General features: G+C 33.8%; 20 protein-coding genes and 1 riboswitch. Of the genes, 18 read left to right on the forward strand and 2 right to left on the reverse strand.

The window, feature by feature from the left end:
* Positions 1-12 precede the first annotated feature (12 nt).
* The 10 genes from LG649_RS07010 to argH all read left to right on the forward strand — a co-directional run bounded on the left by LG649_RS07010 (position 13) and on the right by argH (position 10,935).
* Entirely contained in the window at positions 13-1,188 is a 1,176-nt protein-coding gene (locus LG649_RS07010) for an argininosuccinate synthase (protein WP_226542691.1), read from the forward strand.
* A gap of 84 nt (positions 1,189-1,272) precedes the next feature.
* On the forward strand, positions 1,273-2,256 hold the full coding sequence (gene argC, locus LG649_RS07015; RefSeq protein WP_226542693.1) for an N-acetyl-gamma-glutamyl-phosphate reductase: 984 nt from the start codon (positions 1,273-1,275) through the stop codon (positions 2,254-2,256).
* 214 nt (positions 2,257-2,470) lie between these two features.
* On the forward strand, positions 2,471-3,265 hold the full coding sequence (gene proC, locus LG649_RS07020; RefSeq protein ID WP_226542704.1) for a pyrroline-5-carboxylate reductase: 795 nt from the start codon (positions 2,471-2,473) through the stop codon (positions 3,263-3,265).
* Between the two features lies 1 nt (position 3,266).
* Positions 3,267-4,391, forward strand: coding sequence for an aspartate aminotransferase family protein (locus LG649_RS07025; RefSeq protein WP_226542706.1), 1,125 nt, complete (start codon positions 3,267-3,269; stop codon positions 4,389-4,391).
* A gap of 84 nt (positions 4,392-4,475) precedes the next feature.
* Positions 4,476-5,669 (forward strand): glutamate-5-semialdehyde dehydrogenase, encoded by a 1,194-nt coding sequence (locus LG649_RS07030; protein WP_226543556.1) that lies wholly within the window; start codon positions 4,476-4,478, stop codon positions 5,667-5,669.
* Positions 5,670-5,741: 72 nt separating this feature from the next.
* Entirely contained in the window at positions 5,742-6,506 is a 765-nt protein-coding gene (gene proB / locus LG649_RS07035) for a glutamate 5-kinase (protein WP_044632804.1), read from the forward strand.
* A 59-nt stretch (positions 6,507-6,565) separates the two neighbouring features.
* Positions 6,566-7,504 (forward strand): N-acetylornithine carbamoyltransferase, encoded by a 939-nt coding sequence (locus tag LG649_RS07040; protein WP_226542708.1) that lies wholly within the window; start codon positions 6,566-6,568, stop codon positions 7,502-7,504.
* A gap of 145 nt (positions 7,505-7,649) precedes the next feature.
* On the forward strand, positions 7,650-8,426 hold the full coding sequence (argB, locus tag LG649_RS07045; RefSeq protein ID WP_226542710.1) for an acetylglutamate kinase: 777 nt from the start codon (positions 7,650-7,652) through the stop codon (positions 8,424-8,426).
* Positions 8,423-9,484 carry a M20 family metallo-hydrolase gene (locus LG649_RS07050; RefSeq protein ID WP_226542712.1) on the forward strand — a complete coding sequence of 354 codons (1,062 nt, stop codon included), beginning with the start codon at positions 8,423-8,425 and terminating at the stop codon, positions 9,482-9,484. The genes argB and LG649_RS07050 overlap by 4 nt, the downstream gene beginning before the upstream one ends.
* 176 nt (positions 9,485-9,660) lie before the next feature.
* Positions 9,661-10,935: an argininosuccinate lyase gene (argH, locus tag LG649_RS07055; protein ID WP_226542714.1), complete on the forward strand. Its 1,275-nt coding sequence runs from the start codon at positions 9,661-9,663 to the stop codon at positions 10,933-10,935.
* An 88-nt stretch (positions 10,936-11,023) separates the two neighbouring features.
* Here argH and leuB read toward each other — a convergent pair whose 3' ends face one another.
* Both leuB and LG649_RS07065 read right to left on the reverse strand, forming a co-directional pair.
* Positions 11,024-12,142 (reverse strand): 3-isopropylmalate dehydrogenase, encoded by a 1,119-nt coding sequence (gene leuB, locus LG649_RS07060; RefSeq protein ID WP_226542716.1) that lies wholly within the window; start codon positions 12,140-12,142, stop codon positions 11,024-11,026.
* Positions 12,143-12,213: 71 nt separating this feature from the next.
* A complete protein-coding gene (locus LG649_RS07065) occupies positions 12,214-13,389 on the reverse strand; it encodes a 2-isopropylmalate synthase (protein WP_082050890.1) in 1,176 nt (391 codons plus the stop codon).
* Positions 13,390-13,537: 148 nt separating this feature from the next.
* Here LG649_RS07065 and LG649_RS07070 point away from each other — a divergent pair, with 148 nt between their 5' ends.
* The 8 genes from LG649_RS07070 (at position 13,538) to LG649_RS07105 (ending at position 24,633) form a co-directional block, all read left to right on the forward strand.
* Positions 13,538-15,088, forward strand: a complete 1,551-nt coding sequence (locus LG649_RS07070; protein WP_226542718.1) for a hypothetical protein — start codon at positions 13,538-13,540, stop codon at positions 15,086-15,088.
* Positions 15,089-15,183: 95 nt separating this feature from the next.
* Positions 15,184-15,307, forward strand: a riboswitch (SAM riboswitch).
* Positions 15,308-15,424: 117 nt separating this feature from the next.
* On the forward strand, positions 15,425-16,699 hold the full coding sequence (locus LG649_RS07075; RefSeq protein ID WP_226542726.1) for an O-acetylhomoserine aminocarboxypropyltransferase/cysteine synthase family protein: 1,275 nt from the start codon (positions 15,425-15,427) through the stop codon (positions 16,697-16,699).
* Positions 16,700-16,837: 138 nt separating this feature from the next.
* Positions 16,838-20,239: a bifunctional aspartate kinase/homoserine dehydrogenase I gene (gene thrA / locus LG649_RS07080; protein WP_226542735.1), complete on the forward strand. Its 3,402-nt coding sequence runs from the start codon at positions 16,838-16,840 to the stop codon at positions 20,237-20,239.
* A gap of 133 nt (positions 20,240-20,372) precedes the next feature.
* Positions 20,373-21,551: a trans-sulfuration enzyme family protein gene (locus LG649_RS07085; RefSeq protein WP_226542737.1), complete on the forward strand. Its 1,179-nt coding sequence runs from the start codon at positions 20,373-20,375 to the stop codon at positions 21,549-21,551.
* Complete coding sequence (locus LG649_RS07090) at positions 21,541-22,341, forward strand: PhzF family phenazine biosynthesis protein (RefSeq protein WP_226542739.1); 801 nt, start codon at positions 21,541-21,543, stop codon at positions 22,339-22,341. Before LG649_RS07085 ends, LG649_RS07090 begins: the two co-directional genes overlap by 11 nt.
* Before the next feature lie 53 nt (positions 22,342-22,394).
* On the forward strand, positions 22,395-23,396 hold the full coding sequence (locus tag LG649_RS07095) for a polysaccharide lyase family 7 protein (protein ID WP_226542741.1): 1,002 nt from the start codon (positions 22,395-22,397) through the stop codon (positions 23,394-23,396).
* A 28-nt stretch (positions 23,397-23,424) separates the two neighbouring features.
* Positions 23,425-23,859 carry an RrF2 family transcriptional regulator gene (locus LG649_RS07100; protein ID WP_226542743.1) on the forward strand — a complete coding sequence of 145 codons (435 nt, stop codon included), beginning with the start codon at positions 23,425-23,427 and terminating at the stop codon, positions 23,857-23,859.
* A 147-nt stretch (positions 23,860-24,006) separates the two neighbouring features.
* On the forward strand, positions 24,007-24,633 hold the full coding sequence (locus tag LG649_RS07105) for a phosphoadenosine phosphosulfate reductase domain-containing protein (RefSeq protein ID WP_226542753.1): 627 nt from the start codon (positions 24,007-24,009) through the stop codon (positions 24,631-24,633).
* The last annotated feature ends 4 nt before the right edge of the window (positions 24,634-24,637 follow it).

Raw genomic sequence — 24,637 nt, forward strand, 5'->3', positions numbered from 1 at the left:
AAAAATAAACACATGAAAAAATTAGTAATAGCCTACAGTGGTGGTTTAGATACATCGTATTGTGCCGTAAGTCTATCAAAAGAATACGAAGTACATGCCGTTAGTGTTAATACTGGTGGTTTTACAACAGAAGAAGTTAATAAAATTGAAGAAAACGCCTATAAAATGGGGGTTGCCACTTATAAAAATATTGATGCTGTACCAACATTTTATAACAAAGTGGTTAAGTATTTAATATTTGGTAATGTGTTAAAAAATAATACTTATCCATTATCGGTAAGTGCAGAGCGAATTATTCAAGCTATCGAAATTATAGAATACGCAAAAAGTATAGATGCAGAATATATTGCTCACGGTAGTACTGGAGCAGGAAACGATCAAGTGCGTTTCGATATGATTTTTCAAACTTTAGCGCCAGGTATAAAAATTATTACACCTATTAGAGATAAAAAATTATCTAGACAAGAAGAAATTGAGTACTTAAAGGTAAATGGAATTGATATGTCTTGGGAAAAAGCCCAATACTCTGTTAATAAAGGGCTTTGGGGAACTAGTGTTGGTGGCGCAGAGACCTTAAATTCGGAAAAACCATTGCCAAGTGAAGCTTATCCGTCGCAATTACAAAAAGAAGGTGAAGAAAAAGTGACTTTAACTTTTGAGAAAGGTGAATTTGTGGCTTTAAATGGTGAAGCAAACGCCCCCGAAGTAAATATTGAAAAATTAAATACTATAGCTTCAGCTTTTGCTATTGGTAGAGATATTCACGTAGGCGATACTATTGTAGGTATAAAAGGTCGCGTTGGTTTTGAAGCTGCTGCAGCTTTAATTACTGTAAAAGCACACCATTTATTAGAAAAACATACGCTTACAAAATGGCAATTACAACATAAAGATTATTTGTCTAATTTTTATGGTATGCATTTACACGAAGGACAATATTTAGATCCTGTTATGCGAGATATGGAAGCTTTTTTACAAAGTAGCCAAGACAAGGTTTCAGGGGATGTAACGGTAACATTAAAGCCTTACCATTTTACATTAGATGGTATTAAATCTAAACACGATTTAATGAGTGCCAAATTTGGAAGCTACGGCGAAGAAAATAAAGGTTGGACTGCCGATGAAGCTAAAGGTTTTATTAAAATAGTTGGTAACCAAAATAAAATTTACCAACAGGTAAACTCGTAATTTTTTTATCATGCAGAATATGTCAGACTGAGCGCAGTCGAAGTCTCATGTTGGTATTTATAAAGAAAGAAAAGTTAATTTACAATGAAAAATATAAAAGTAGGAATTATTGGTGGCGCCGGTTATACAGCTGGTGAATTAATAAGATTATTGGTAAATCACCCGAATGCCGAAATAGATTTTGTTTACAGCACCAGTAATGCTGGAAACCAAATAAGTAAAATTCATCAAGATTTAGTTGGAAGTTTAAACCGCGTGTTTACCGATACTGTAAATACGAATGTAGATGTATTGTTTTTATGTTTAGGTCATGGCAATTCGGTTAAGTTTTTATCGAATTATACATTTTCTAAAAACACTAAAATTATTGATTTAGGTAACGATTTTAGATTAGAAGCCGATAAGGTTTTTGAAGGTAAAACCTTTGTTTACGGTTTACCAGAATTAAATAAAACGGCTATTGAAGGTGCTAACTATATTGCCAATCCAGGTTGTTTTGCGACAGCGATTCAATTAGGTTTATTGCCACTTGCTGATGCGAATTTATTACAAAACGATGTGCATATTAATGCTGTAACAGGCGCAACTGGCGCAGGAACTTCGTTGTCTGCAACGACGCATTATACGTGGCGCGATAATAACTTTTCGTATTACAAACCATTTACACATCAGCATTTAGGAGAAATTAATCAGTCGGTTAAGCAATTGCAAGATAATTTTGCTTCAGAAATTAATTTTATGCCTAACCGTGGTAATTTTTCTAGAGGTATTTTTGCAACACTCTATACAAAGTTTGAAGGATCGGTTGATGATGCTAAAAACTTGTATCAAAATTTTTATGATAATGCTAAGTTTACTTTTGTAAGTGACGATTTTTTACACTTAAAACAAGTTGTAAATACCAATAAATGTTTGGTGCATTTACATAAACATGAAGGTAAATTATTAATAACAAGTATTATTGATAATTTATTAAAAGGTGCATCTGGACAAGCCTTACAAAACATGAATTTAATGTTTGGTTTAGAAGAAACAACAGGTTTGGGATTAAAAGGAACGTATTTTTAGGTATGTTGTTATGCTGAAGAAGCTTGTGCTGAACTTGTTTCTGTGTTTTAGTGTCACATAACAGTGGTGCGTTAGCGATTGCAGCGGCATCCTTTTTTATGTCAGTTCGAGTGTTTTGTGAAGTATGAGCAAAATGTATCGAGAACCAATAAAAAAGATATAGCGGAAAGCGCGACCCCTTGTGGGTAACGCCATAAAATAAATTTTAAAAATTATGAAAATAGCCATTATTGGAACGGGTAATTTAGGGAGTTCAATTGCCAAAGGACTAATTAAAAATAAATCGTTTACATCACTTTATTTAAGTGATAAAAATACGGCGGCGGTTCAAGCTTTTTATAAGGAAGATTATGTAACTATTACTAGCGATAATGCTGAGGCTGTTAAAAAATCGGATGTTGTAATTTTTGCATTACAACCAAGGCATATTGAAGGTGTGATGGAAAGTGTTGCCAAGTGTATTAAAAAGCATCATGTAATCATGTCGGTTGCTGCTGGATTTGAAATTTTTAAAATTGAAAGCCTTATTGGAGCCGATAAAAATATCATCCGCGTTATGCCAAATACAGCGATTTCTATTGGGAAATCTATGACCTGTTTAGCAGCGAATAATAAAGGAGAGGAAAAAATTGAATTAGCTAAAAAAATATTTAACCAATTAGGTGCAACCATGGTAATTCCTGAAGAGCAAATACAGGCAGCAACTGTAATTTGTGCGAGTGGTATTGCTTTCTGGATGCGACTTATTCGTGCTACAACCCAAGGTGCTATTCAGTTAGGTTTTGAGGCCGATGAAGCTCACGAACTTGCGGTGCAAACCTGTTTTGGATCGGCGAGTTTATTGCTGGAATCTGGCAAGCACCCAGAACAAGAAATAGATAGGGTTACAACACCAAGTGGTTGTACTATTGAGGGCTTAAACGCTATGGAACATCAAGGTTTAAGTTCGGCTTTAATACAAGGTATTGTGGCTTCTTTCGAAAAAATTAATCATTTAAAACAAAGCTAAAATGCCATTATTTGATGTGTATCCGTTATACAACGTAACGCCAGTGTCTGGAAAAGGCGCTTATGTTTACGACGATAACGGAACAGAATATTTAGATTTATACGGTGGTCATGCAGTAATTTCTATTGGTCATGCACACCCTAATTATACAAAAGCTATTACAGAGCAGGTTAATAAACTTGGGTTTTATTCTAACGCGATTAAAAACCCATTGCAGGTTGAATTAGCTAATAAAACTGAAGCCTTATCTGGTTGCGAAGGTTACAACTTGTTTTTATGTAATTCTGGAGCCGAAGCAAACGAAAATGCTTTAAAATTGGCTTCGTTTAAAACAGGAAAAGAGCGTGTTGTTGCTTTTAAAAATGGATTTCACGGACGTACATCGGCGGCGGTTGCTGCTACCGATAATAAAAATATTATTGCGCCAATTAATGCACAACAGAAGGTAACTATTTTAGAGCTTAACGATATTTTAGGCGTAAAAGCAGAACTTGAAAAAGGTGATGTTTGCGCAGTAATTATCGAGTTTATTCAAGGTGTTGGTGGTTTAGATCAAGCTACTGCAGATTTTTACGAGCAAGTATTTGCTTTGTGTAAAGCCAATAATACCATGTTTATTGCCGATGAGGTTCAATCGGGCTACGGGCGTTCTGGTAAATTCTTTGCATTTCAGTATTACAATGTTACTCCAGATATTATTTCGATAGCTAAAGGTATGGGTAACGGTTTCCCGATTGGAGGCGTTTTAATTCACCCAGATATTGAAGCAAAATACGGTATGTTAGGTACTACTTTTGGCGGAAATCACTTGGCTTGCGCTGCAGGTTTATCGGTTTTAAATACTATTGAAGAAGAAGCGTTAATTACTAATGTAAATGAGATTTCTGAGTATTTTATTTCGGAAGCTAAAGCCATTCCACAGATAAAGAATATTAAAGGTCGCGGTTTAATGCTTGGTTTAGAATTCGATTTTGAAGTAGGCGAATTAAGAAAAAAGTTAATTTACGAATACCATATTTTTACTGGTGGTGCTTCAAATAAAAAATTACTTCGAATTTTGCCGCCTTTAAATATAACTAAGGCACAAATAGATGTCTTTTTTAAAGCTTTAAAAGAAGTGCTTTAAAGTTTAACAAAACATTATAAAGACCTAGTCGCTATTACATTTAAAAAATAGTACACTATGGCAAACTATAAAAAAGAAAACACAATGAACACCTTACTATCTATTGAAAAAAGAAACGCCGTTTTATTACGAATGGCAGAACTTTTAGAAGAAGAAAGGCAAGAAATTATTAACATTAATAAAACCGATTGTGAAGCTTACAAAGGCGACGATATTTCAATGTTCGATCGTTTAAAAGTGAATGATGCCAAGGTTGATGAGATGATCAAATCTGCGAAGCATTTAGCATCGCAAGACGACCCAGTTGGGGTTGAGCGCTTTAGCTTTAAGCACGAAAACGGCATGCAAATTTATAATAAAACAGCATCGTTTGGTACGGTTTTAATTATTTACGAATCGCGTCCAGATGTTACGGTTGAAGCTGCTGGAATTGCATTTAAATCTGGAAACAAAATTTTACTTAAAGGCGGTAAAGAATCCTTACGCTCTAACTTAAAAATTGTTGAGTTATGGCACCAAGCTTTAGAAGAAAATGAAGCGTCAACCGATTGGGTAGAATATCTTCAGTTTAACAGAACTGAAACCCAAGCCTTTTTAGAAAACCCAACGCAACAACTCGATTTAATTGTGCCTCGTGGTGGCGAACGTTTAATTGCATTTACAAAGGAACACGCACGTTGCCCTGTTATTGTTAGTGGTCGTGGTAATAATTTTGTGTATGTTCATAAGGAAGCCGATTTAGATATAGCTATTGATGTTATCCTTAACGGAAAATCTAAAATTTCGGCATGTAACGCAGTCGATAAAGTTTTAATTGATGAAAACCTGCCTAATAAAAACGAATTTGTAGCGCAATTAATTTCAAAATTAAACGATTCAAAAATTAAAGTTTTAGGGGATAATACTGTTGCTAAAGCTAATAATTTAGAAGAAATTACTTCGGATGATATTTGGCATGAAGAATTTTTAGATTATAAAATTTTAATAGGTGAAATTGCTAATAACGAAGCAACTATTGCCATGATAAACAAATATTCTGGCGGGCATTCTTCATCTATAATTACAAAAAACGAAAGTGAAGCTAAAACCTTTATGGAAAATGTTGATACAGCAGCGGTTTATCATAATGCTTCAACACGATTTACCGATGGCGGACAATTAGGTTTAGGTGGCGAATTAGCTATTAGTACAGATAAATTACACCAACGCGGACCAATTGGTTTACAACATTTAGTAACCAATAAATGGTACGTTCACGGAACTGGACAAACACGTTAAATTAAAAGGAGTAACTGTAATACGAAGTATATCACACTGAGCGCCGTAGAAGTGCAATACGTAAACGTAAAAATGGGAAAAAAGAAACGCATTTTACTAAAAATAGGGTCTAACACGCTTACCAAAGAAACCGATAATTTATCGCGTGGAAAAATTGAAGATTTAGCAAATCAAATTGCAACACTTCAAAAAGATTACGAATTTGTAATTGTAAGTTCTGGGGCTATTGCTGTAGCAAAGCAATTTGTAAAGTTAGAAAGTAAACAAGAAGATGTTTTTGTAAAACAGGCGTTAGCTTCTATCGGTCAGCCGCATTTAATTCGTATTTATCAAGAAATATTTAGAGAATATGGCTTACTAACGTCGCAATGCTTACTGTCCTATTCCGATTTCGAAAAACAAGAAAGCAAAGTAAATATTGTAAACACCATTAATGTGTTGGTAAACAATAATTACATTCCTATTATAAATGAAAATGATACAGTTGCTACCGACGAAATTAAATTTGGCGATAACGATAAATTAGGTGCTTTAACAGCCTCGTTAATTGAAGCCGATTTGTTTATAATCGCAACAAATACAAACGGCATTTATACAAAAGCTTCTATGGAAAACGGAACGCCAGAAACTATTGCTTTGGTTAATGATTTTGAAGATTTAAAAAACGAAGTTGTAAATTCTAAATCATCACATGGTAGTGGTGGTATGCAATCTAAAATAGAAGCGGCATCGGTTGCTAAACAATCAAATATAGAAACTTGGATTGTAAATGGACTTGAAGATAATTTTATAAAAAATGCCATTGAAAATAAAGTGCCATTTACAAAAGTAAAATAAAGAAATATGCAGCCTGCAAGATCGTTAAAGTCTTGTAGGTTTTTAATTAAACACAAAAAATGAAACATTACACGTCAATAAACGATATCGATAACATCGATTCTTGGATTGAAGAAGCCAAAGCGCTCAAGCTAATGCCGTTAAAACATATAGATTTAGGAAAAAACAAAACCTTAGGTTTGTTGTTCTTTAATTCTAGTTTACGCACGCGCTTAAGTACGCAAAAGGCAGCTTTAAATTTAGGAATGAATCCTATTGTAATGAATGTTTCTGGAGATGCTTGGGGTTTAGAGTTTGAAGACGGTACGGTTATGAACGGCAACACCGCCGAACATATTAAGGAAGCTGCAGCGGTAGTATCTCAATATTGCGATATTATTGCCGTAAGAGCATTTCCAACTTTAACCGATAAAGTAAAAGACGAAAGCGAACAAGTTTTAGAGGCCTTTAAAAAGTACGCTTCGGTGCCCATTGTAAACATGGAAAGTGCCACAGGACATCCGCTGCAAGCTTTAACCGATGCGATAACTATTTCTGAGTTTTCTAAAAAAAAGAAGCCAAAAGTGGTTTTAAGTTGGGCACCACATATAAAAGCATTGCCGCACGCTGTAGCAAATAGTTTTACTCAAGCGATGCAAAAAATGGATGTAGATTTCGTGATAACTAATCCTGAAGGCTATAATTTAAGTCCAGAAATAACTAAAGACACGCCAATAATTCATAACCAAGAAGAAGCATTTAAAGATGCCGATTTTGTATATGTAAAAAACTGGAGTTCGTTTGAAGATTATGGTAAAGTCACCAATACCGATGCTAATTGGATGATTACTAAAGAAAAATTAGGCGATGCTAAATTTATGCACTGCTTACCAGTAAGGCGAAATGTAATTGTAGAAGATGCCGTGTTAGATTCTGAAAATTCAATTGTAATTCAACAAGCTAATAATAGAACATTTGCAGCGCAATTAGCTCTTAAGAAAATATTACAAAACTTATAGTTTTGTTATCCTGAACTGTCACGTTGAGCGTAGTAGAAACGTTGTTTTGGGATATTATTTAAAGTAAATAAATTTTTGTCATTCTGAACTTGTTTCAGAATCCAATGAAACAATAATTAAGAACTAAATATCAAGTTCAGCTTAAATGGAAACAATAAAAATAGTAAAAGTAGGAGGCAACGTTATAGATAACGAAGCGGCATTAGAGAAATTTTTATCGCAATTTGCTTCGCTTGAAGGGCTAAAAGTTTTGGTTCATGGCGGCGGAAAATTAGCAACAAAACTAGCTCAAGATATGCAGGTTCCAGTAAATATGGTAGACGGACGTCGCATTACAGATTCAGCTACTTTAGATATTATTTCTATGGTTTATGCAGGTAAAATAAACAAAAACATTATAGCAAAGTTGCAAGCTTACAATTGTAACGCTATTGGTTTTTCGGGTGCCGATGGAAACACTATTGTTTCTGTAAAGCGTCCTGTTAAAAAAATAGATTATGGTTATGTTGGCGATGTAAAAAAAGTGAATACCAAAGCCATGCAAGTGTTAATAGATAATGATATTACACCGGTGTTTTGTGCTATTTCACACGACCAAAACGGACAATTGCTAAACACCAATGCCGATACAATAGCTTCGGAAGTTGCTATAGCATTATCAAGACATTATAAAACCGAATTAATTTATTGTTTCGAAAAAAACGGCGTGTTATTGGATGTTGATGACGATAATTCTGTAATCGATTATATGGATTCAGGAACCTATGAAACCTTAAAAATTCAAGGAAAATTTGCAGGAGGCATGCTTCCTAAACTCGAAAATTGTTATTACGCGTTGCAAGAAGGTGTTTCAAGGGTAATCATTGGTAATCCATCGGTTATTACAAATAGAGATCAAAAATTTTCAACCTTATATATATGATTGAGCAATTAACCAACGAGGCTATCGCGTTATTAAAAAACTTGATAGAAACGCAATCATTTTCTTCCGAAGAAAACGAAACCGCGTTACATATTGAAGCTTGGTTTAAACAACAAAACATAGATTATAAACGTACAAAAAACAATGTTTGGGCGGTAAACAAACACTTTGCCGAAGGCAAACCAACCTTGTTGTTAAACTCGCATCACGATACGGTTAAGCCAAATTCTGCTTATACCAAAGACCCGTTTAAAGCCATTGTAGAAGATGGAAAATTATTCGGTTTAGGTAGTAACGATGCTGGCGGTTGCTTGGTGTCTTTGCTGGCAACTTTTGCTTATTTTTACAATAAAGAAAATTTAAAATATAACTTAGTAATTGTCGCTTCCGCGGAAGAAGAAAGCAGCGGTCCAAATGGGCTTAACAGCATGTTGTCTGTAATACCAAAAGTAGATGTGGCCATAGTTGGGGAACCTACTTTAATGAATTTAGCCGTTGCCGAAAAAGGCTTAGTAGTTTTTGATGCTGTGTTAACAGGAACTCCAAGTCATGCCGCACATCCAAACAACGATAATGTTATTTATAAATCTATTGAAGCCTTACAATGGTTTAAAGATTATAAATTCGATAAAGGTTCTGAAGCTTTAGGCGATGTGAAGTTAACGGTTAGTCAAATTAGTGCCGGAAAGCAACATAATGCAGTTCCTGCCGATTTAAAATTAGTAATAGATGTTCGTGTAAACGATGCTTATAGTAATGCCGAAATTGCAGAAATTTTACAAAATGAAGCACCGGTAACAAGTATTACACCGCGAAGTTTAAGGTTAAATTCGTCGTCTATTCCTGTCGATCACGACTTGGTTAAAGCTGGAATAGCTATGGGTAGAGAAACCTATGGTTCGCCAACATTGTCCGATCAAGCGGTATTAAGCTGTCCGAGTTTAAAGCTCGGTCCTGGTGATAGTACACGTTCGCATTCTGCCGATGAGTTTATTTATTTAAATGAAATTGAAGAAGGTGTAAAAATATATATTGAATTATTAGAAAAAGTGCTTTAAACGAACCGAGAAAATAGAATCGAGAATCAAGACTAATACAGTTATAATATGAGTCTTTTATCTAAATGCGAAGCACCAAAATAAAAAGGCTTGTCACCCTGAGCGCAGTCGAAGGGTTTTGAGTAATAAAATAAAATAGTTCCCGCTATTGCAGGAATGACAAAAAAAGTTAAAAAATGAAACTCTGGGATAAAGGTATATCGATAGATAAAAAAATAGAGCAATTTACCGTTGGAAACGATCGAGAAATTGATATTCATATTGCAAAATACGATGTTATTGCATCGCGCGCTCATGCTAAAATGTTGCAAAAGATTGGTATTATTTCGGCTGAAGAATTAATTGATTTATTAGGCGGGTTAAAAACACTTGAAAAACAAATTGAAAATGGCACGTTTGTTATCGATGAGCAGTTTGAAGATGTGCATTCTAAAATAGAATTCGAGCTTACCAAAATGTTAGGTGAAGTTGGAAAAAAAATACACACAGCCCGTTCTAGAAACGATCAAGTTTTAGTGGCTTGCCATTTATATTATAAAGATAACCTTGCGGAAATTAAATCTAAAACAAAAACACTTTTCGATACACTTTTAGCTCAAGCTGAAAATTATAAAGAAAAATTGTTACCTGGTTACACACATTTACAAGTTGCAATGCCATCATCGTTCGGGTTATGGTTTTCTGCTTACGCAGAACTTATGATTGATGATGTGTATATTCTAAATGCCGCCATAAAAACAGTAGATCAAAATCCGTTAGGTTCTGCTGCAGGTTATGGTAGTTCTTTCCCTATAGATAGAACGTTAACTACCAAAGAAATGAAGTTTTCTACCTTAAAATACAATGTGGTTGCAGCACAAATGGGACGTGGTAAAAACGAACGAACCATTGCTGTGGCATTAGGTAGTTTGGCCAATACGTTATCGCGTTTTGCTATGGATGTGTGTTTGTATATGAGTCAGAATTTTAATTTCATCTCTTTTCCAGATGAATTAACTACTGGAAGTAGCATTATGCCTCATAAGAAGAACCCGGATGTTTTTGAGTTAATTCGCGGAAAATGTAATAAAATACAAGCGCTTCAAACCGAAATGATTTTAATTACTAATAATTTACCTAGTGGTTATCACAGAGATTTTCAGTTAATAAAAGAAAACATGATTGCTGCTTTCGAGGAGTTAAAAGGTATTTTAGATATTTTTAATTATTCCATTCAACAAATCATTGTAAAAGATATAGATTTAAACGATGATAAATACAAATACCTTTTTACGGTAGATAACATAAATACTTTGGTGGTTGATGGTATGAGTTTTAGAGAGGCTTATCAAAAAATAGGTAGCGAAGTTCAAAACGGAACGTATAAACCCGATACATCAAAAAAACATACGCATGAAGGTAGTATTCATAATTTGTGTTTAGATAAAATAGCGGCGAAGTTTCCGCAGTAAAAAAAACAGAATAAATAAAAAAAGCACATTTTAAAATGTGCTTTTTGTTTTTTTAGGAAAAACCTACATAATTTTAACTACACCAAAATTATATAATTGTAGATTGACCCAAATGGATGTTGGTAAAATTTAAGTTGGTCTCATCTGGATTATTGATAAAATCTTCAATAAAATCGCCAACTTTGGTGGTGGTAATATTGTCGTACTTGTTATTGAGATCTGGGGTTGTTATATGCAATGTTAACGATTTTTCTACAGCATCTCTAACTAGTGATGCTTCATCGTCTAAACCAAAATGTTCTAACAACATGGCTGCAGATAAAATGGATGCTATTGGGTTAGCAATGCCTTTATTAGTAGCCTTGGTATAAGCACCATGAATAGGTTCGAACATGACATGATTATCGCCAATAGAAGCAGAGGCTAATAAACCAATTGAACCTACTATAACACTTGCTTCCTCAGATAATATATCGCCAAACATATTTTCAGTTAAAATAACGTCAAATTGTTTTGGGTTTATAATAAGTTCCATTGCAGCATTATCAATATACGTATAGTTCACCTCTACGTTCGAGTATTGCGTAGCCAATTCTTGTACTACACGGCGCCAAAGTCTTGAACTTTCTAAAACATTGGCTTTATCAACTAAAGTAAGTTTTCGTTTTCTACTTTGTGCGGCTTTAAATGCTGAGTGTGCAACACGTTCAATTTCTTCGCGTGTATATTTACATACATCGCTTGCTGTGTTATTATCTTCACTTAAATATTTATCGCCAAAATAAATGCCGCTAGTTAACTCTCTGTAAATTAAAATATTTGTACCTTTAATTTGCGTTTTTTTAAGTGATGACTTAATTAATAAATCATCGTAAGCAATTACAGGGCGAATATTAGTGTGTAAATCTAGTGTTTTACGCAAACGAAGCAAACCTTGTTCAGGTCTTATTTTTGCATATGGATCTAAGTCGTAAGATGTTTTTCCAATGGCACCAAACAAAATAGCATCTGCATTTTTGCAAGTTTCAATAGTTGCTTCAGGTAATGGATCGTTAAATTTTTCAATGGCACTAGCGCCAACTAATGCATTAGAAAAGGTAAATACATGATCGAAATTTATAGCAATAGCCTTTAAAACTTTAACGGCTTGCGCTGTAACCTCCGGACCAATGCCATCACCTGGTAAAACAGCTATGTTTAACTTCATTTTTTAGGGGTATTAGAAACTTACAGCGTGTAAAGTTTACTTAAAAGTAAGGTTTTTAAATCAAACTTTTATTACGCCGATGTAATTTCTTTATATAATCTGCTGCTTTCTATTATTTTATGAATGTCGTTATCGTCAATTTCCTTTTTCTTATCAGCGAATTCTAAGAAGCTTGCGTAAATTTCATCTAATTGAAGCTTTGTTAATTCGTAACCCACATTTTTAGCACGATACGCCAAAGCAGCACGACCACTTCTTGCAGTTAAAACAATAGCAGATTCTGTAACACCAACATCTTTAGGGTCTATAATTTCGTAAGTTTCACGATTTTTAATAACACCATCTTGATGTATTCCTGAGCTATGGGCAAACGCATTTGCACCAACAATTGCTTTATTTGGTTGGGTGTAAATACCCATACTATCTGATACTAATTGGCTTAAGCCGTAAAGCATTTCAGAATTTATATTAGTATCTAAATTTAGGTGAGGGTGTTGTCTTAAGATCATAACCACTTCTTCTAAAGCGGTGTTTCCTGCGCGTTCACCAATACCATTTATAGTACATTCAATTTGACGAGCCCCATTAATAACACCTTCAATAGAGTTTGCTGTAGCTAGCCCTAAGTCGTTATGGCAGTGGCAAGATAAAATAGCTTTATCTATACCTTTTACGTTTTCTTTTAAATACTTTATTTTGGCACCATACTCGCTAGGTAAGCAATAACCGGTTGTGTCAGGAATATTTAATACGGTTGCACCAGCTTTAATTACAGCTTCACAAACACGTGCTAAATAGGCATTGTCTGTTCGTCCTGCATCTTCAGCGTAAAATTCAACATCTTCTACAAACGATTTTGCATAACTTACTGCTTTAACAGCACGCTCAATAATATCATCTTGATTAGATTTGAATTTAAATTTAATATGAGATTCCGATGTGCCTATTCCTGTATGGATTCTTGGTGTTTTGGCATATTTTAAAGCTTCAGCAGCAACTTTTATGTCGTTTTCAACAGATCTGGTTAAACCACAAACTGTAGCATTTTTTACAAGTTTAGATATTTCTTCAACAGATTTGAAGTCACCAGGACTTGATACTGGAAAACCAGCTTCAATAATGTCTACACCTAAATTATCTAGTTGTTCGGCAATAACTAATTTCTGTTCTGTATTCAATTTACAGCCAGGGACTTGTTCGCCATCTCTTAGGGTAGTATCAAAAATTTGGACTTTATTATCAGACATTTGTTAAATAATATTTTCTTATTAGTCCACGAAGTTATATTTTGGTTAAATAAAACTTTAATAAAAACATAACTTTATTACGATGTTTAAAGTAATATTGGCGTTTTTAAATTATTGTAAATCAGTATTTTAATATTGTTTTTGTACTATGACAAAAGAACAAAAAGATAATTTATTTGTGTTAATTAAATCGTTATCAAAATCTGAAAAACGTCAATTTAAGCTTTATGTTGGTCGTTTAGGGGTTAATGATGATTCGAAATTTTTAATGCTGTTCAATATTCTGGATAAATTACCTGTTTACGATGAAGCTGCCATTTTAAAAAAAGGCATTGTTAAAAAACAACAATTATCTAATTTAAAAGCACATTTATATAAACAAATATTAATCAGCTTAAGGTTAAATCCGTCTCATAAAACTATTAGAATACAAATTCGTGAGCAGTTAGATTTTGCAACTATTTTATATCATAAAGGCCTTTATAAGCAAAGTTTAAAAATATTAGATAAAGCGAAAACACTAGCCATATCAAATGAAGAAAAAAACATTGCATACGAAATTGTAGAGCTAGAAAAAATTATTGAATCTCAGTATATTACAAGAAGTTTAAGTAATAGAGCAGATGAGTTAACCATACAAGCGAAAGAGCTTAGTTTACATAATGTCGTGGCAAGTAAATTATCTAATTTGTCATTGCAACTTTATGGTTTGTTTTTAAAAACAGGTTATGTTAAAAACGACGAAGAGCATCAAATTGTTACCAAATACTTTAACGATAGAATGCCCAAGTACGATATTAATCATCTAGGTTTTCGTGAAAAATTATGGCTTTACAAATCGTATTTATGGTACAGTTTTTTAACAGTTGATTTTTTGTCGTGTTACAAATATGCCTCAAAGTGGGTAGATTTATTTAATGAAAATCCGGAAATGATTAAACAAAATCCGGTGTTTTATTTACGCGGAAATAATTATTTATTAGAATCACTTTTCTTTTTAAAGCAACATAAAAAATTTAAAAACAGACTAGAGAATTTAGAGGAAGTAACCCAAGAAAAATGGTTTCCTTTAGATGATAATAACTCTAGTTTAGCATTTTTATTCATTTACAACAATAAGTTTAATTTACATTTTATTGAAGGTAGCTTTAAAGTTGGTTTGCCTTTGATAGATGAGGTATTAATCAAATTAAAAGGCTATAAAAACAGAATAGATGAGCACCATATTATGGTGTTTTATTACAAAATTGCAAGTATGTATTTTGGTGCTGGCGAGAATAAAAAATGTATTGAGTTTTTAAATAAAATTATTAGTAATAAATCGTTGCAGTTACGCGAAGATTTATTATGTTTTTCAAGAATTTTGAATCTTGTTGCACACTACGAAGCTGGTTTAGATTATAATTTAGATGTTTTAATACGAAGCACTTATAAGTTTTTAATCAAAATGCAAGACTTATACGATGTGCAAAAAGAATTTATAAAATTTTTACGTCGTTTAGGTGATATTTATCCGCATGAAGTTAAAAACGAATTTATAAAATTGCATAAAAAATTAAAAGAATATGAAAACAATCCTTATCAAAGCAGAGCGTTTTTATATCTAGATATTATTTCTTGGTTAGAAACTAAAATTGAAGGAAAACCTATTGATGTAATTATTCAAAATAAGTTTAAAGCACTACAAAACGATAAGTAGATTTTAAGAAATTATTAAAAAAAGCACCAAAAAATTTGGATATTAACTTTTTCTAATTGAATATTTGCACTCACAAAGTTCAAACACTTATTGAAATGTTATCAAGAAAGGTGGAGGGAATAGACCCGCTGAAACCTTAGCAACCCTTGTTCAAATTAAATTATTTGGTCATGAAGGTGCTACATTCTACTAAAACTTTTGTTTTTAGATAGATAACTAACGTAAATTACTTTCTGTAATTACGCGCACAATCTTAATAACATTTTTCTAATAAGCATACCATAGTGGTACGTTTTGACTTTTTTAATTTAAATTTTAAACTAAAAAATTAGAAAAATGAGTAATCAAAAATTAGCAACTAACGCATTACATGCCGGTCACGATGTTACCGCAAACGCAGGAACAAGAGCGGTGCCTATTTACCAAACATCAAGTTATGTTTTTAATAACTCAGATCATGCCGCAAACCTATTTTCTTTAAAGGAACTCGGATTTATTTATACCCGATTAAATAACCCAACAAATCAAATTTTACAAGAGCGTTTAGCGGCAGTTGAAGGCGGTATTGGTGCGGTAGTTTTTGCATCGGGAACATCGGCTATTTCAACAGGTTTATTAACGCTTTTAAAAGCTGGAGATCATATTGTAGCATCGAGCAGTTTATACGGCGGAACTTATAATTTACTTAAAGTTACTTTACCACGTTTAGGCATTACAACTACTTTTGTTGATGCAGATAATCCTGATAATTTTGCAGCTGCAGTACAAGATAATACGCGTGCATTTTTTGTTGAATCTTTAGGGAATCCCAAACTAGATGTTTTAGATTTAGAAGCCATTGCAGCACACTCCAAAGCGGCTGGTGTACCGTTTATTGTTGATAATACTGTTGCAACTCCGGCATTATTAAACCCAATAGAACACGGTGCAAATATTGTTATTCACTCGTTAACCAAATATATTGGCGGACAAGGAACATCGCTTGGTGGAGCCATTATTGATGCAGGTACCTTTAATTGGGCAAACGGAAAATTCCCTGAATTTACCGAACCATCTGCAGGTTACCACGGATTAAAATATCATGAAACTTTAGGTGCTGCGGCATATACTTTTAAATTAATTTTAGAAGGTTTACGCGATTTTGGAGGCGCTTTAAGTCCTACCAATGCATTTAATATTATTCAAGGTTTAGAAACCTTACCGGTTAGAATTAAGCAACATAGCGAAAACGCTTTGGCTTTAGCAGAATGGTTAGAAGCACAAGATGAAGTGGCTTGGGTTAACTATCCTGGTTTAAAAAGTAATAAATACAATGCTTTAGCCGATAAATATTTACCTAAAGGACAAAGCGGAATTGTTACCTTTGGTGCTAAAGGTGGTTTTGAAGCTGCTAAAACTATTGCAGACGAGACGAAATTATTCTCGTTATTAGCAAACATTGGCGATACAAAATCTTTAATTATACATCCGGCAAGTACGACGCATCAACAATTAACCGAAGCTGAACAAGAATCGGCAGGTGTTGGTCCAGATTTAATTCGTTTGTCGGTTGGTATTGAAGACATCGAAGATTTAAAAGCCGATTTAAAAGCGGTTTTTGCTAAGCTTTAGTTTTAGAATTTACCTTAGCAAATAAGCCCCGCGTTAGGGATAGTAGTAGAAAGCCCACAGCGATAGCGAGGACTTGTAACGTATAGCCCGACCTCGACCCCGAATATTCGGGGCGGGGTAACGCCAAAATAAAAAATATTGGAAGCACTTTTGGAACACATAAAAATTAATAATTACACGACACTGAGCGGTGTGGAAATACCTGAAATTAACTTGAGTTATCAGGTTTTTGGGAAACCACTTGGTACTGCTCAAATTGTTTTGGTAAATCATGCTTTAACAGGAAATAGTAATGTGGCTGGCGCCGATGGTTGGTGGAAAGATTTGATTGGAGACGATAAGGTTATTGATACTAATTTGTATACGGTTTTAGCCTTTAATATTCCGGGTAATGGTTACGATGGTTTTGTTATTGATAATTATAAGGATTTTGTTGCACGCGATGTGGCAAAATTGTTTTTATCTGGTTTAGAAATTTTAAAAACAGGCAAAATTTACGCCACTATTGCGGGGTCGTTAGGTGGTGGAATTGGCTGGGAAATGGCGGTTTTAAAACCCGATTTTACCGAACATTTTATTCCGGTGGCGACCGATTGGAAATCGACCGATTGGTTAATTGCCAATTGCCAAATACAGGAGCAATTTTTATTAAATTCTAAAAACCCAGTGCACGATGCGCGTATGCATGCCATGTTGTGTTATCGTACACCAGAATCGTTTAAAGAACGTTTTCAGCGTAGTAAAAATGAGGATTTAGAGATTTTTAATGTAGAAAGTTGGTTGTTGCATCATGGTAAAAAGTTGCAAGAACGTTTTCAGTTATCGGCTTATAAATTAATGAATCAGTTGCTTAAAACCATTGATGTTACCAAAGGTAGAGGCGATAATTTTAATGTGCTAGATGCTATTAAAGCAAATATTCATATTGTTGGTGTAGATTCTGATATGTTTTTTACGGCAGAAGAAAACCGTGAAACACACAAGCAATTGGCGCTTACAAAACCCAATGTAACGTATAACGAAATACATTCGGTGCATGGGCACGATGCGTTTTTAATGGAGTACGACCAATTAGAAAAAATTGTAGAAGGCATTTTTGTGCCAAATTCTAAAAAGAAAAGAATGAAAGTATTAAAGTTTGGTGGAAAATCTTTGGCGAATGGAGAAGGGTTAAACCGCGTAATTCAAATTATTGAAAATAAAGTAAATGCTGGAGAAAAGATTACTGTTGTGGTTTCTGCCCGCGGTAGTGCTACAGACGAGTTGGAGGCTATTTTAGATTTGGCTCACAAAGGAAGGGATTATAAAACTTTATTTGAAGCTTTTAAAACTGCACAATTACAACCATTACCAAGTATAGATTTTTCTGAAGAGTTTTCTACACTCGAAAAATTATTTGAAGGCGTAAGTTTATTAGGTGATTATAGTAAAAAAACTAAAGATGAAGTTTTAGCTCAAGGCGAACTATTATCTATTAAAATAGTTTCGGAATTACTGAAGCAAAAGGGAATAAATGCGAACCCAACAGATGCACGTTTACTTATAAAAACCGATGATGTTTTTGGTAATGCAAAACCTATAAATCAGTTATCTAAGGATAACGTTAAAAAACATTTTAAAGCACATGGTGGCGATGTTGTAAATGTTGTAACTGGCTTTATAGCGTCAAATAAAAATGATGAAACTACTACTTTAGGGCGTAACGGTAGTAATTATTCAGCAGCCTTGTTAGCTAATTTTTTAGATGCTGAAGAGTTAGAAAATTACACACATGTTAATGGTATTTACACGGCAAACCCAGATTTGGTTGAAGATGCTAAAAAAATACGCGAATTATCATTTAGTGAAGCTAACGAGTTAGCCAATTTTGGTACAACGGTTTTACATGCGAAAACCATAATTCCGTTAGTAGAAAAAAATATAAACCTACGTATATTAAACACGTTTAATGCAGACGACGAAGGCACGTTAATTACAGCAAAGCCAAACTCTAAAGAGGTGACTTCTTTATCTGTTTTAGATAATGTAGCACTTTTAAATTTAGAAGGTCGTGGTTTATTAGGTATTAGCGGTGTTGATGCCAGAATTTTTGGAGCTTTAGCAAATAAAAATATTAGTGTAAGTATAATTTCTCAAGGTTCTTCAGAACGTGGTATTGGTTTAGTAATTGATGCTAATGATGCAGACCAAGCTATAATTGCTTTAGAACGTGAGTTTGAAAGAGATTTTTACTCGCAAGACGTTAACGAAATAAAAGTGGTAGACGATGTTGCTGTAATATCAATTGTTGGTATCGAGTTAAGTTCGTTTCATAAACCATTTAATGCGCTTATTAAAAACCAAATTACACCGTTGTTGTTCAATAATACGGTTACAGGACGTAATGTTAGTTTGGTGGTTAAAAAGAGTCAGTTGCATAAAGCTATGAATGTTATTCATGGTGAAATTTTCGGTATTGCTAAAAAAATAAACATTGCTATTTTTGGTCATGGTGGTGTTGGAGGTGCTTTAATTAATCAGATTCTAAAGTCGAAAGACGAGATTGAAAAACGTAAAGGTATTAACTTAAATGTGTTTGCTATTGCGAATTCCAGACGATTGTTACTGAATAAAAACGGTGTTAAAACCAATTGGGCAACCGAGATAAAATCTTCAAATTTTGAAAGTTCGGTTGAAGATATTATTGCTTTTGCAAAGAATCATCACCTTGAAAATTTAATTGCGGTCGATAATACAGCTAGTGCAACGTTTTATCAAAATTACGTACCGTTGGTTGAAGCTGGTTTCGATTTGGTTTCATCCAACAAAATAGCAAATACCATTTCGCACGATTTTTATAAAGATTTACGTCTTCAACTTAAAGAAAATAATAAGCAGTATTTATACGAAACTACCGTTGGTGCAGGTTTACCGTTAATTGATACGATTAAGTTGTTGCATGAATCTGGAGAAAATATTACAAGGATTCGAGGTGTGTTTTCAGGAACATTAAGTTATTTATTTAATAATTTTTCGACTGAAGGTAAACCGTTTAGCAAAATTATACAGGAAACTATCGATAAAGGTTATACAGAACCAGATCCGCGAGAAGATTTTTCGGGTAACGATGTTGCTAGAAAGTTATTAATTTTGGCGCGAGAATTAGATTTAGAAAATGAATTTGAAGATGTTTCAGTGCAAAATTTAATTCCTGAAGCTTATCGCGATATTTCTGTTGATGAATTTTTGGGTCAGTTAGATGTTTTAGACGAGCAATATCAAGGCATAAAAGATGCGCAAAAACCAGGACATGTATTGCGTTATGTTGGAGATTTGTCGGGCGATTTATCGCAAAACAAAGGAAATTTAGAAGTGAAATTAGTGTCTATACCAGAAGATAGTACTTTAGGTCATGTAAAAGGTAGCGATGCTATTTTTGAAATTTTCACCGAAAGTTACGGTACGCAACCCATAGTAATTCAAGGTGCTGGTGCTGGTGCTGAGGTAACCGCAAGAGGTGTTTTTGGTGATATTTTAAGGTTGTCAAAACACATAAACTAGTTTCCGTGAAAGTGGAAACCCTTAAGTAGATAAGTGTAATTTTTAGTATTGTTTTAAATTACACGAAAAATAGATTGTCACACAGAGCGCAGTTGAAGTGTAATAATAAATTGAAAAAATAAAAAGAAAAAGAATGAGCAATAAAAACCATTTTGAAACCGAAGCTATACGAACACAGACAGAAACAAGTCAGTTTTCAGAGCATTCTGTACCATTATACTTAACCTCTGGTTTTGTTTTTGATGATGCTGAAGAAATGCGAGCCTCGTTTGCCGAAGAAAAGCAACGCGATTTATACAGTCGTTACAGCAACCCAAATGTAAACGAGTTTGTAGATAAGGTTTGTAAAATGGAAGGTGCCGAAAGTGGTTTTGCCTTTGCAAGTGGTATGGCGGCAGTGTTTTCAACATTTGCGACCTTGTTAAATGCTGGCGATCATGTATTATCATGCAGCTCGGTGTTTGGTGCAACCCATGGTTTGTTTACCAAATATTTACCAAAATGGAATATTGAATGCTCATATTTTAATATCAACGAAGTTGAAACTGTAGAAAGTTTAATTCAGCCAAATACTAAATTTATTTACGCCGAAACACCAACAAATCCAGGTGTTGATGTGTTAGATTTAGAGTTGTTAAGCGCCATTTGTAAAAAGCATAATTTACTATTAGTTGTAGATAATTGCTTTGCTACACCTTATTTACAAAACCCAATAAAACATGGAGCCGATTTAGTAATTCATTCGGCAACAAAATTAATGGATGGTCAAGGTCGTGTGCTTGGTGGTGTTACTGTTGGTAAAAAAGAGTTAATTCGCGAAATTTATTTGTTTTCGCGTTTAACAGGGCCAGCTATGAGTGCTTTTAATGCTTGGGTATTATCAAAATCTTTAGAAACTTTAGCAGTTCGTGTTGAAAAACACTGTGAAAATGCACTTAAGATAGCAGAGTTTTTAGAGAAGCATTCTAAAGTAAATTGGGTGAAATATCCGTTTTTAAAATCGCATCCTAAGTACGATATTTCAAAAAAACAAATGCGATTAGGAGGAAACATTATAGCTTTTGAAGTAAAAGGTGGTGTTGAAGGTGGACGTAATTTCTTCGATAATATTAAACTTTGTTCCTTATCGGCCAATTTAGGAGATACGAGAACCATTGTTACGCATCCAGCAAGTACAACACATGCTAAAGTAGAGGCAGATGTTAAGGCGGCTGTTGGAATTACAGATGGCATGGTGCGAATTTCTGTAGGTTTAGAACATGTCGATGACATTATTAAAGATCTAGATCAAGCTTTAAATCATGCTGAATAATAGCATAATATATCAAGTTGATGCTTTTGCAGAAGAAGCTTTCAAAGGAAACCCTGCCGGTGTTATGCTTTTAAAAGATGAAGTTTCTGAAGCTTGGATGCAAAACATAGCAATGGAAATGAATTTGTCTGAAACGGCATTTGTATTTCCTAAAAATGATTATTTCGAAATTAAATATTATACGCCAACAGTCGAGATTCCGCTTTGTGGTCACGCCACTTTGGCTTCAGCTCATATTATGTACAGTGTTGGTTTAGTGCCAACAGAACGACCAATACATTTTAAAGCTAAAGGAGGCGATTTAGTAATTCATTACGAAAACGGATTTATTGCTATGGAATTCCCAGAATACCAAGTCAGTTTAACCGAAATTCCGGTAAATTTTGAGGCTCTTTTAGGGTTTAAGCCTAAGGAAATTTATAAAAGTGAAGCAAATTGGTTTATAGCGATTGCCGAAAATCAAAAAGATATTGAAAATTGTTCGCCAAATTTCGAGGCTTTAAACGCAAATGGTTTAGGGTATTTAATGATTTCCGCGAAAGCGAACTATAAAGAAGCCGATTTTGTTGTGCGCTGTTTTGTGCCAGAATCTGGAATAAATGAAGATCCGGTTACCGGTTCTGCACATTGTGCTTTAACACCTTTATGGGCAAAAAAGTTAAATAAAAATAATTTAGTGTCGCACCAAATATCGAAACGTGGCGGTGAGTTAATTGTAAATTATTTTAATAATAAAGTAAAAATAAAAGGAAAAGCAATAACAGTATTTAAGGCCGATTTAGCGATTTAATTTGGCATGCTCATTGCAGTTCTTGTATACATAAATAAACTAAAACTAAACTTGTGAAAAAGAAAACATTAATACTATTAGGATTAATTGCTTCTACAGCGATTTTTGGGTGTAGTTCAAGCGATTCACCAACAGAGGAAGAAGAGATTATCGAAGAAGTTGAAGAAAATGAAGAGGGAACCGAAGATGATAATAACGAAAATTCAGGAGGTTTAAATGCTGAAGTTTCACCAGCAGAAAACTTCGATTTATCTACATGGAATTTAAGTATTCCTGAAGATGAAGGCGATGGTACAGCAGTAACCGTAACTGTTGCTCAAATAAACAATAACTATGAGAATTCAAAGTATTTTTATACTGCCGAAGATGGCGGAATGGTTTTTAAATGTCCGGTAGCAGGCTATAAAACTTCTGAAAACACAAGTTATACAAGGGTCGAGTTTCGCGAAATGCTTCGTGGAACAAATACAGGTATAAGTACACAAGGCGTAAATAAAAATAATTGGGTATTTGGTTCTGCACCAGCTGCTGACATTAGTGCAGCGGCAGGTTACGACGGTGAAATGTCAGCAACACTTGCTGTAAATTATGTTACAACCACAGGCGATAGTGGGCAAGTAGGACGCGTAATTGTTGGACAAATTCATGCAAACGACGATGAGCCTATTCGAATTTATTATAGAAAATTACCAGAAAATAATTTAGGATCTATTTACTTCGCTCACGAACCACGCGATGGTTATGGAGACGAGCAATGGTACGAGTTAATTGGTTCGCGCAGTAGTTCTGCTTCAAATCCTGAAGATGGTATCGCTTTAAATGAAAAGTTCTCTTATAAAATTAGAGTGGTAAATAATACTATGGTGGTTACTATTTTACGAGAAGGAAAAGACAACGTGGTTAAAACCATAAGTATGGCAAACAGTGGTTACGACCAAGGTGGGCAATACATGTATTTTAAAGCTGGAGTTTATAATCAAAATAACACTGGTAATGATGAAGATTACGTGCAAGCAACTTTTTATGAATTAGAAAAATCGCATACCATAAATTAAATAATTGTAAAATAAGTATATTAGCAATATGCTATCTAAAAAAACTAAATATGGCCTAAAGGCACTAACGTTTATTGTAAATTCTGAAGGTGAAAAACCTGTTCAGGTAAGTGCCATTGCAAAAAACGAGCAAATACCACAAAAGTTTTTAGAAAGTATATTACTTACCTTAAGAAAATCAGGAGTTTTAGGTTCTAAAAAAGGAAAACATGGTGGGTATTATTTACGAAAAGAACCTCATGAAATTTTAATGACGGAGGTAATGCGTGTTCTCGAGGGGCCAATTGCCATGGTTCCATGTGTAAGCTTAAATTACTACGAAAAATGTGATGATTGTGTAGATGAAGAATCTTGTAGCGTGCATATGCTTATGGCTAAGGTTCGTGATAGTGCTTTAAACGTTTTTAGAAATACAACATTAGCCGATTTATCGTTAAAAAAAACTGAGAATATTTTAAAATAAACTCTTGGTTGTTGTTTTTTTCTGCCTGTAATTCAATTAATTTAAATATTTCTTAAAAATAGTTTTAGGTCTTTTTTGTTTAAAAAAAAGTTATACATTTGTAATTCCTATTAAATTGATAGGAATAATATGTGAACATCAAATAATATGTTAGGACAAGAATTAGATATTGAGTTTTGGAATAAAAAATTAAGACATTGGGCTCCAGGTGAAATTATAGACTGGGCGTTAAAGTTAACTGATAATAGAATAGTAACTACAAGTTTTGGTATTTATTCTGCAGTATTGTTAAGTACAATATCAAAACACGATAAAAACATAAAAGTTATTTGGTGCGACACACTATATAATGAACCGGATACTTACAAACATGCCGAAAATTTAATAGAAAAATACAATTTAAATATTCATAAATATCAGCCTTTAAAATCAAAATCAGAAATTGATGCTACAATTGGTTTGCCTGGTGTAGAGGATGAAAATCATTCATTATTTTCAGAAGTGGTAAAGTTAGAGCCTTTTAAAAGAGCCTTAAGAGAGCATCAACCAGAAGTTTGGTTTACAAATATTCGTGATCGTAAAACAGAACTTCGTTCTAAAAAGAATATTTTAAGTTTAAGTAAAGAAGGTATTTTAAAAGTAAGTCCTTTTTATTATTGGGACGATGATGCCTTAGATCGTTTAATAGAAAAGAAAAAATTACCAAAAAACGTTACCTATTTCGATCCTGTAAAGGCATTAGATAATAGAGAGTGTGGTATACATTTACAATAAGCTA

The sequence above is a fragment of the Neotamlana laminarinivorans genome (genome assembly GCF_020523925.1).
GTDB classification, from domain to species: domain Bacteria; phylum Bacteroidota; class Bacteroidia; order Flavobacteriales; family Flavobacteriaceae; genus Neotamlana; species Neotamlana laminarinivorans.

Excerpts from the sequence above, each read along its gene's own strand:
- LG649_RS07010 (WP_226542691.1), top strand. The coding sequence starts at position 13 with ATGAAAAAATTAGTAATAGCCTACAGTGGTGGTTTAGATACATCGTAT.
- argC (WP_226542693.1), top strand. The coding sequence starts at position 1,273 with ATGAAAAATATAAAAGTAGGAATTATTGGTGGCGCCGGTTATACAGCT.
- proC (WP_226542704.1), top strand. The coding sequence starts at position 2,471 with ATGAAAATAGCCATTATTGGAACGGGTAATTTAGGGAGTTCAATTGCC.
- LG649_RS07025 (WP_226542706.1), top strand. The coding sequence starts at position 3,267 with ATGCCATTATTTGATGTGTATCCGTTATACAACGTAACGCCAGTGTCT.
- LG649_RS07030 (WP_226543556.1), top strand. The coding sequence starts at position 4,476 with ATGAACACCTTACTATCTATTGAAAAAAGAAACGCCGTTTTATTACGA.
- proB (WP_044632804.1), top strand. The coding sequence starts at position 5,742 with ATGGGAAAAAAGAAACGCATTTTACTAAAAATAGGGTCTAACACGCTT.
- LG649_RS07040 (WP_226542708.1), top strand. The coding sequence starts at position 6,566 with ATGAAACATTACACGTCAATAAACGATATCGATAACATCGATTCTTGG.
- argB (WP_226542710.1), top strand. The coding sequence starts at position 7,650 with ATGGAAACAATAAAAATAGTAAAAGTAGGAGGCAACGTTATAGATAAC.
- LG649_RS07050 (WP_226542712.1), top strand. The coding sequence starts at position 8,423 with ATGATTGAGCAATTAACCAACGAGGCTATCGCGTTATTAAAAAACTTG.
- argH (WP_226542714.1), top strand. The coding sequence starts at position 9,661 with ATGAAACTCTGGGATAAAGGTATATCGATAGATAAAAAAATAGAGCAA.
- leuB (WP_226542716.1), bottom strand. The coding sequence starts at position 12,142 with ATGAAGTTAAACATAGCTGTTTTACCAGGTGATGGCATTGGTCCGGAG.
- LG649_RS07065 (WP_082050890.1), bottom strand. The coding sequence starts at position 13,389 with ATGTCTGATAATAAAGTCCAAATTTTTGATACTACCCTAAGAGATGGC.
- LG649_RS07070 (WP_226542718.1), top strand. The coding sequence starts at position 13,538 with ATGACAAAAGAACAAAAAGATAATTTATTTGTGTTAATTAAATCGTTA.
- LG649_RS07075 (WP_226542726.1), top strand. The coding sequence starts at position 15,425 with ATGAGTAATCAAAAATTAGCAACTAACGCATTACATGCCGGTCACGAT.
- LG649_RS07085 (WP_226542737.1), top strand. The coding sequence starts at position 20,373 with ATGAGCAATAAAAACCATTTTGAAACCGAAGCTATACGAACACAGACA.
- LG649_RS07090 (WP_226542739.1), top strand. The coding sequence starts at position 21,541 with ATGCTGAATAATAGCATAATATATCAAGTTGATGCTTTTGCAGAAGAA.
- LG649_RS07100 (WP_226542743.1), top strand. The coding sequence starts at position 23,425 with ATGCTATCTAAAAAAACTAAATATGGCCTAAAGGCACTAACGTTTATT.
- LG649_RS07105 (WP_226542753.1), top strand. The coding sequence starts at position 24,007 with ATGTTAGGACAAGAATTAGATATTGAGTTTTGGAATAAAAAATTAAGA.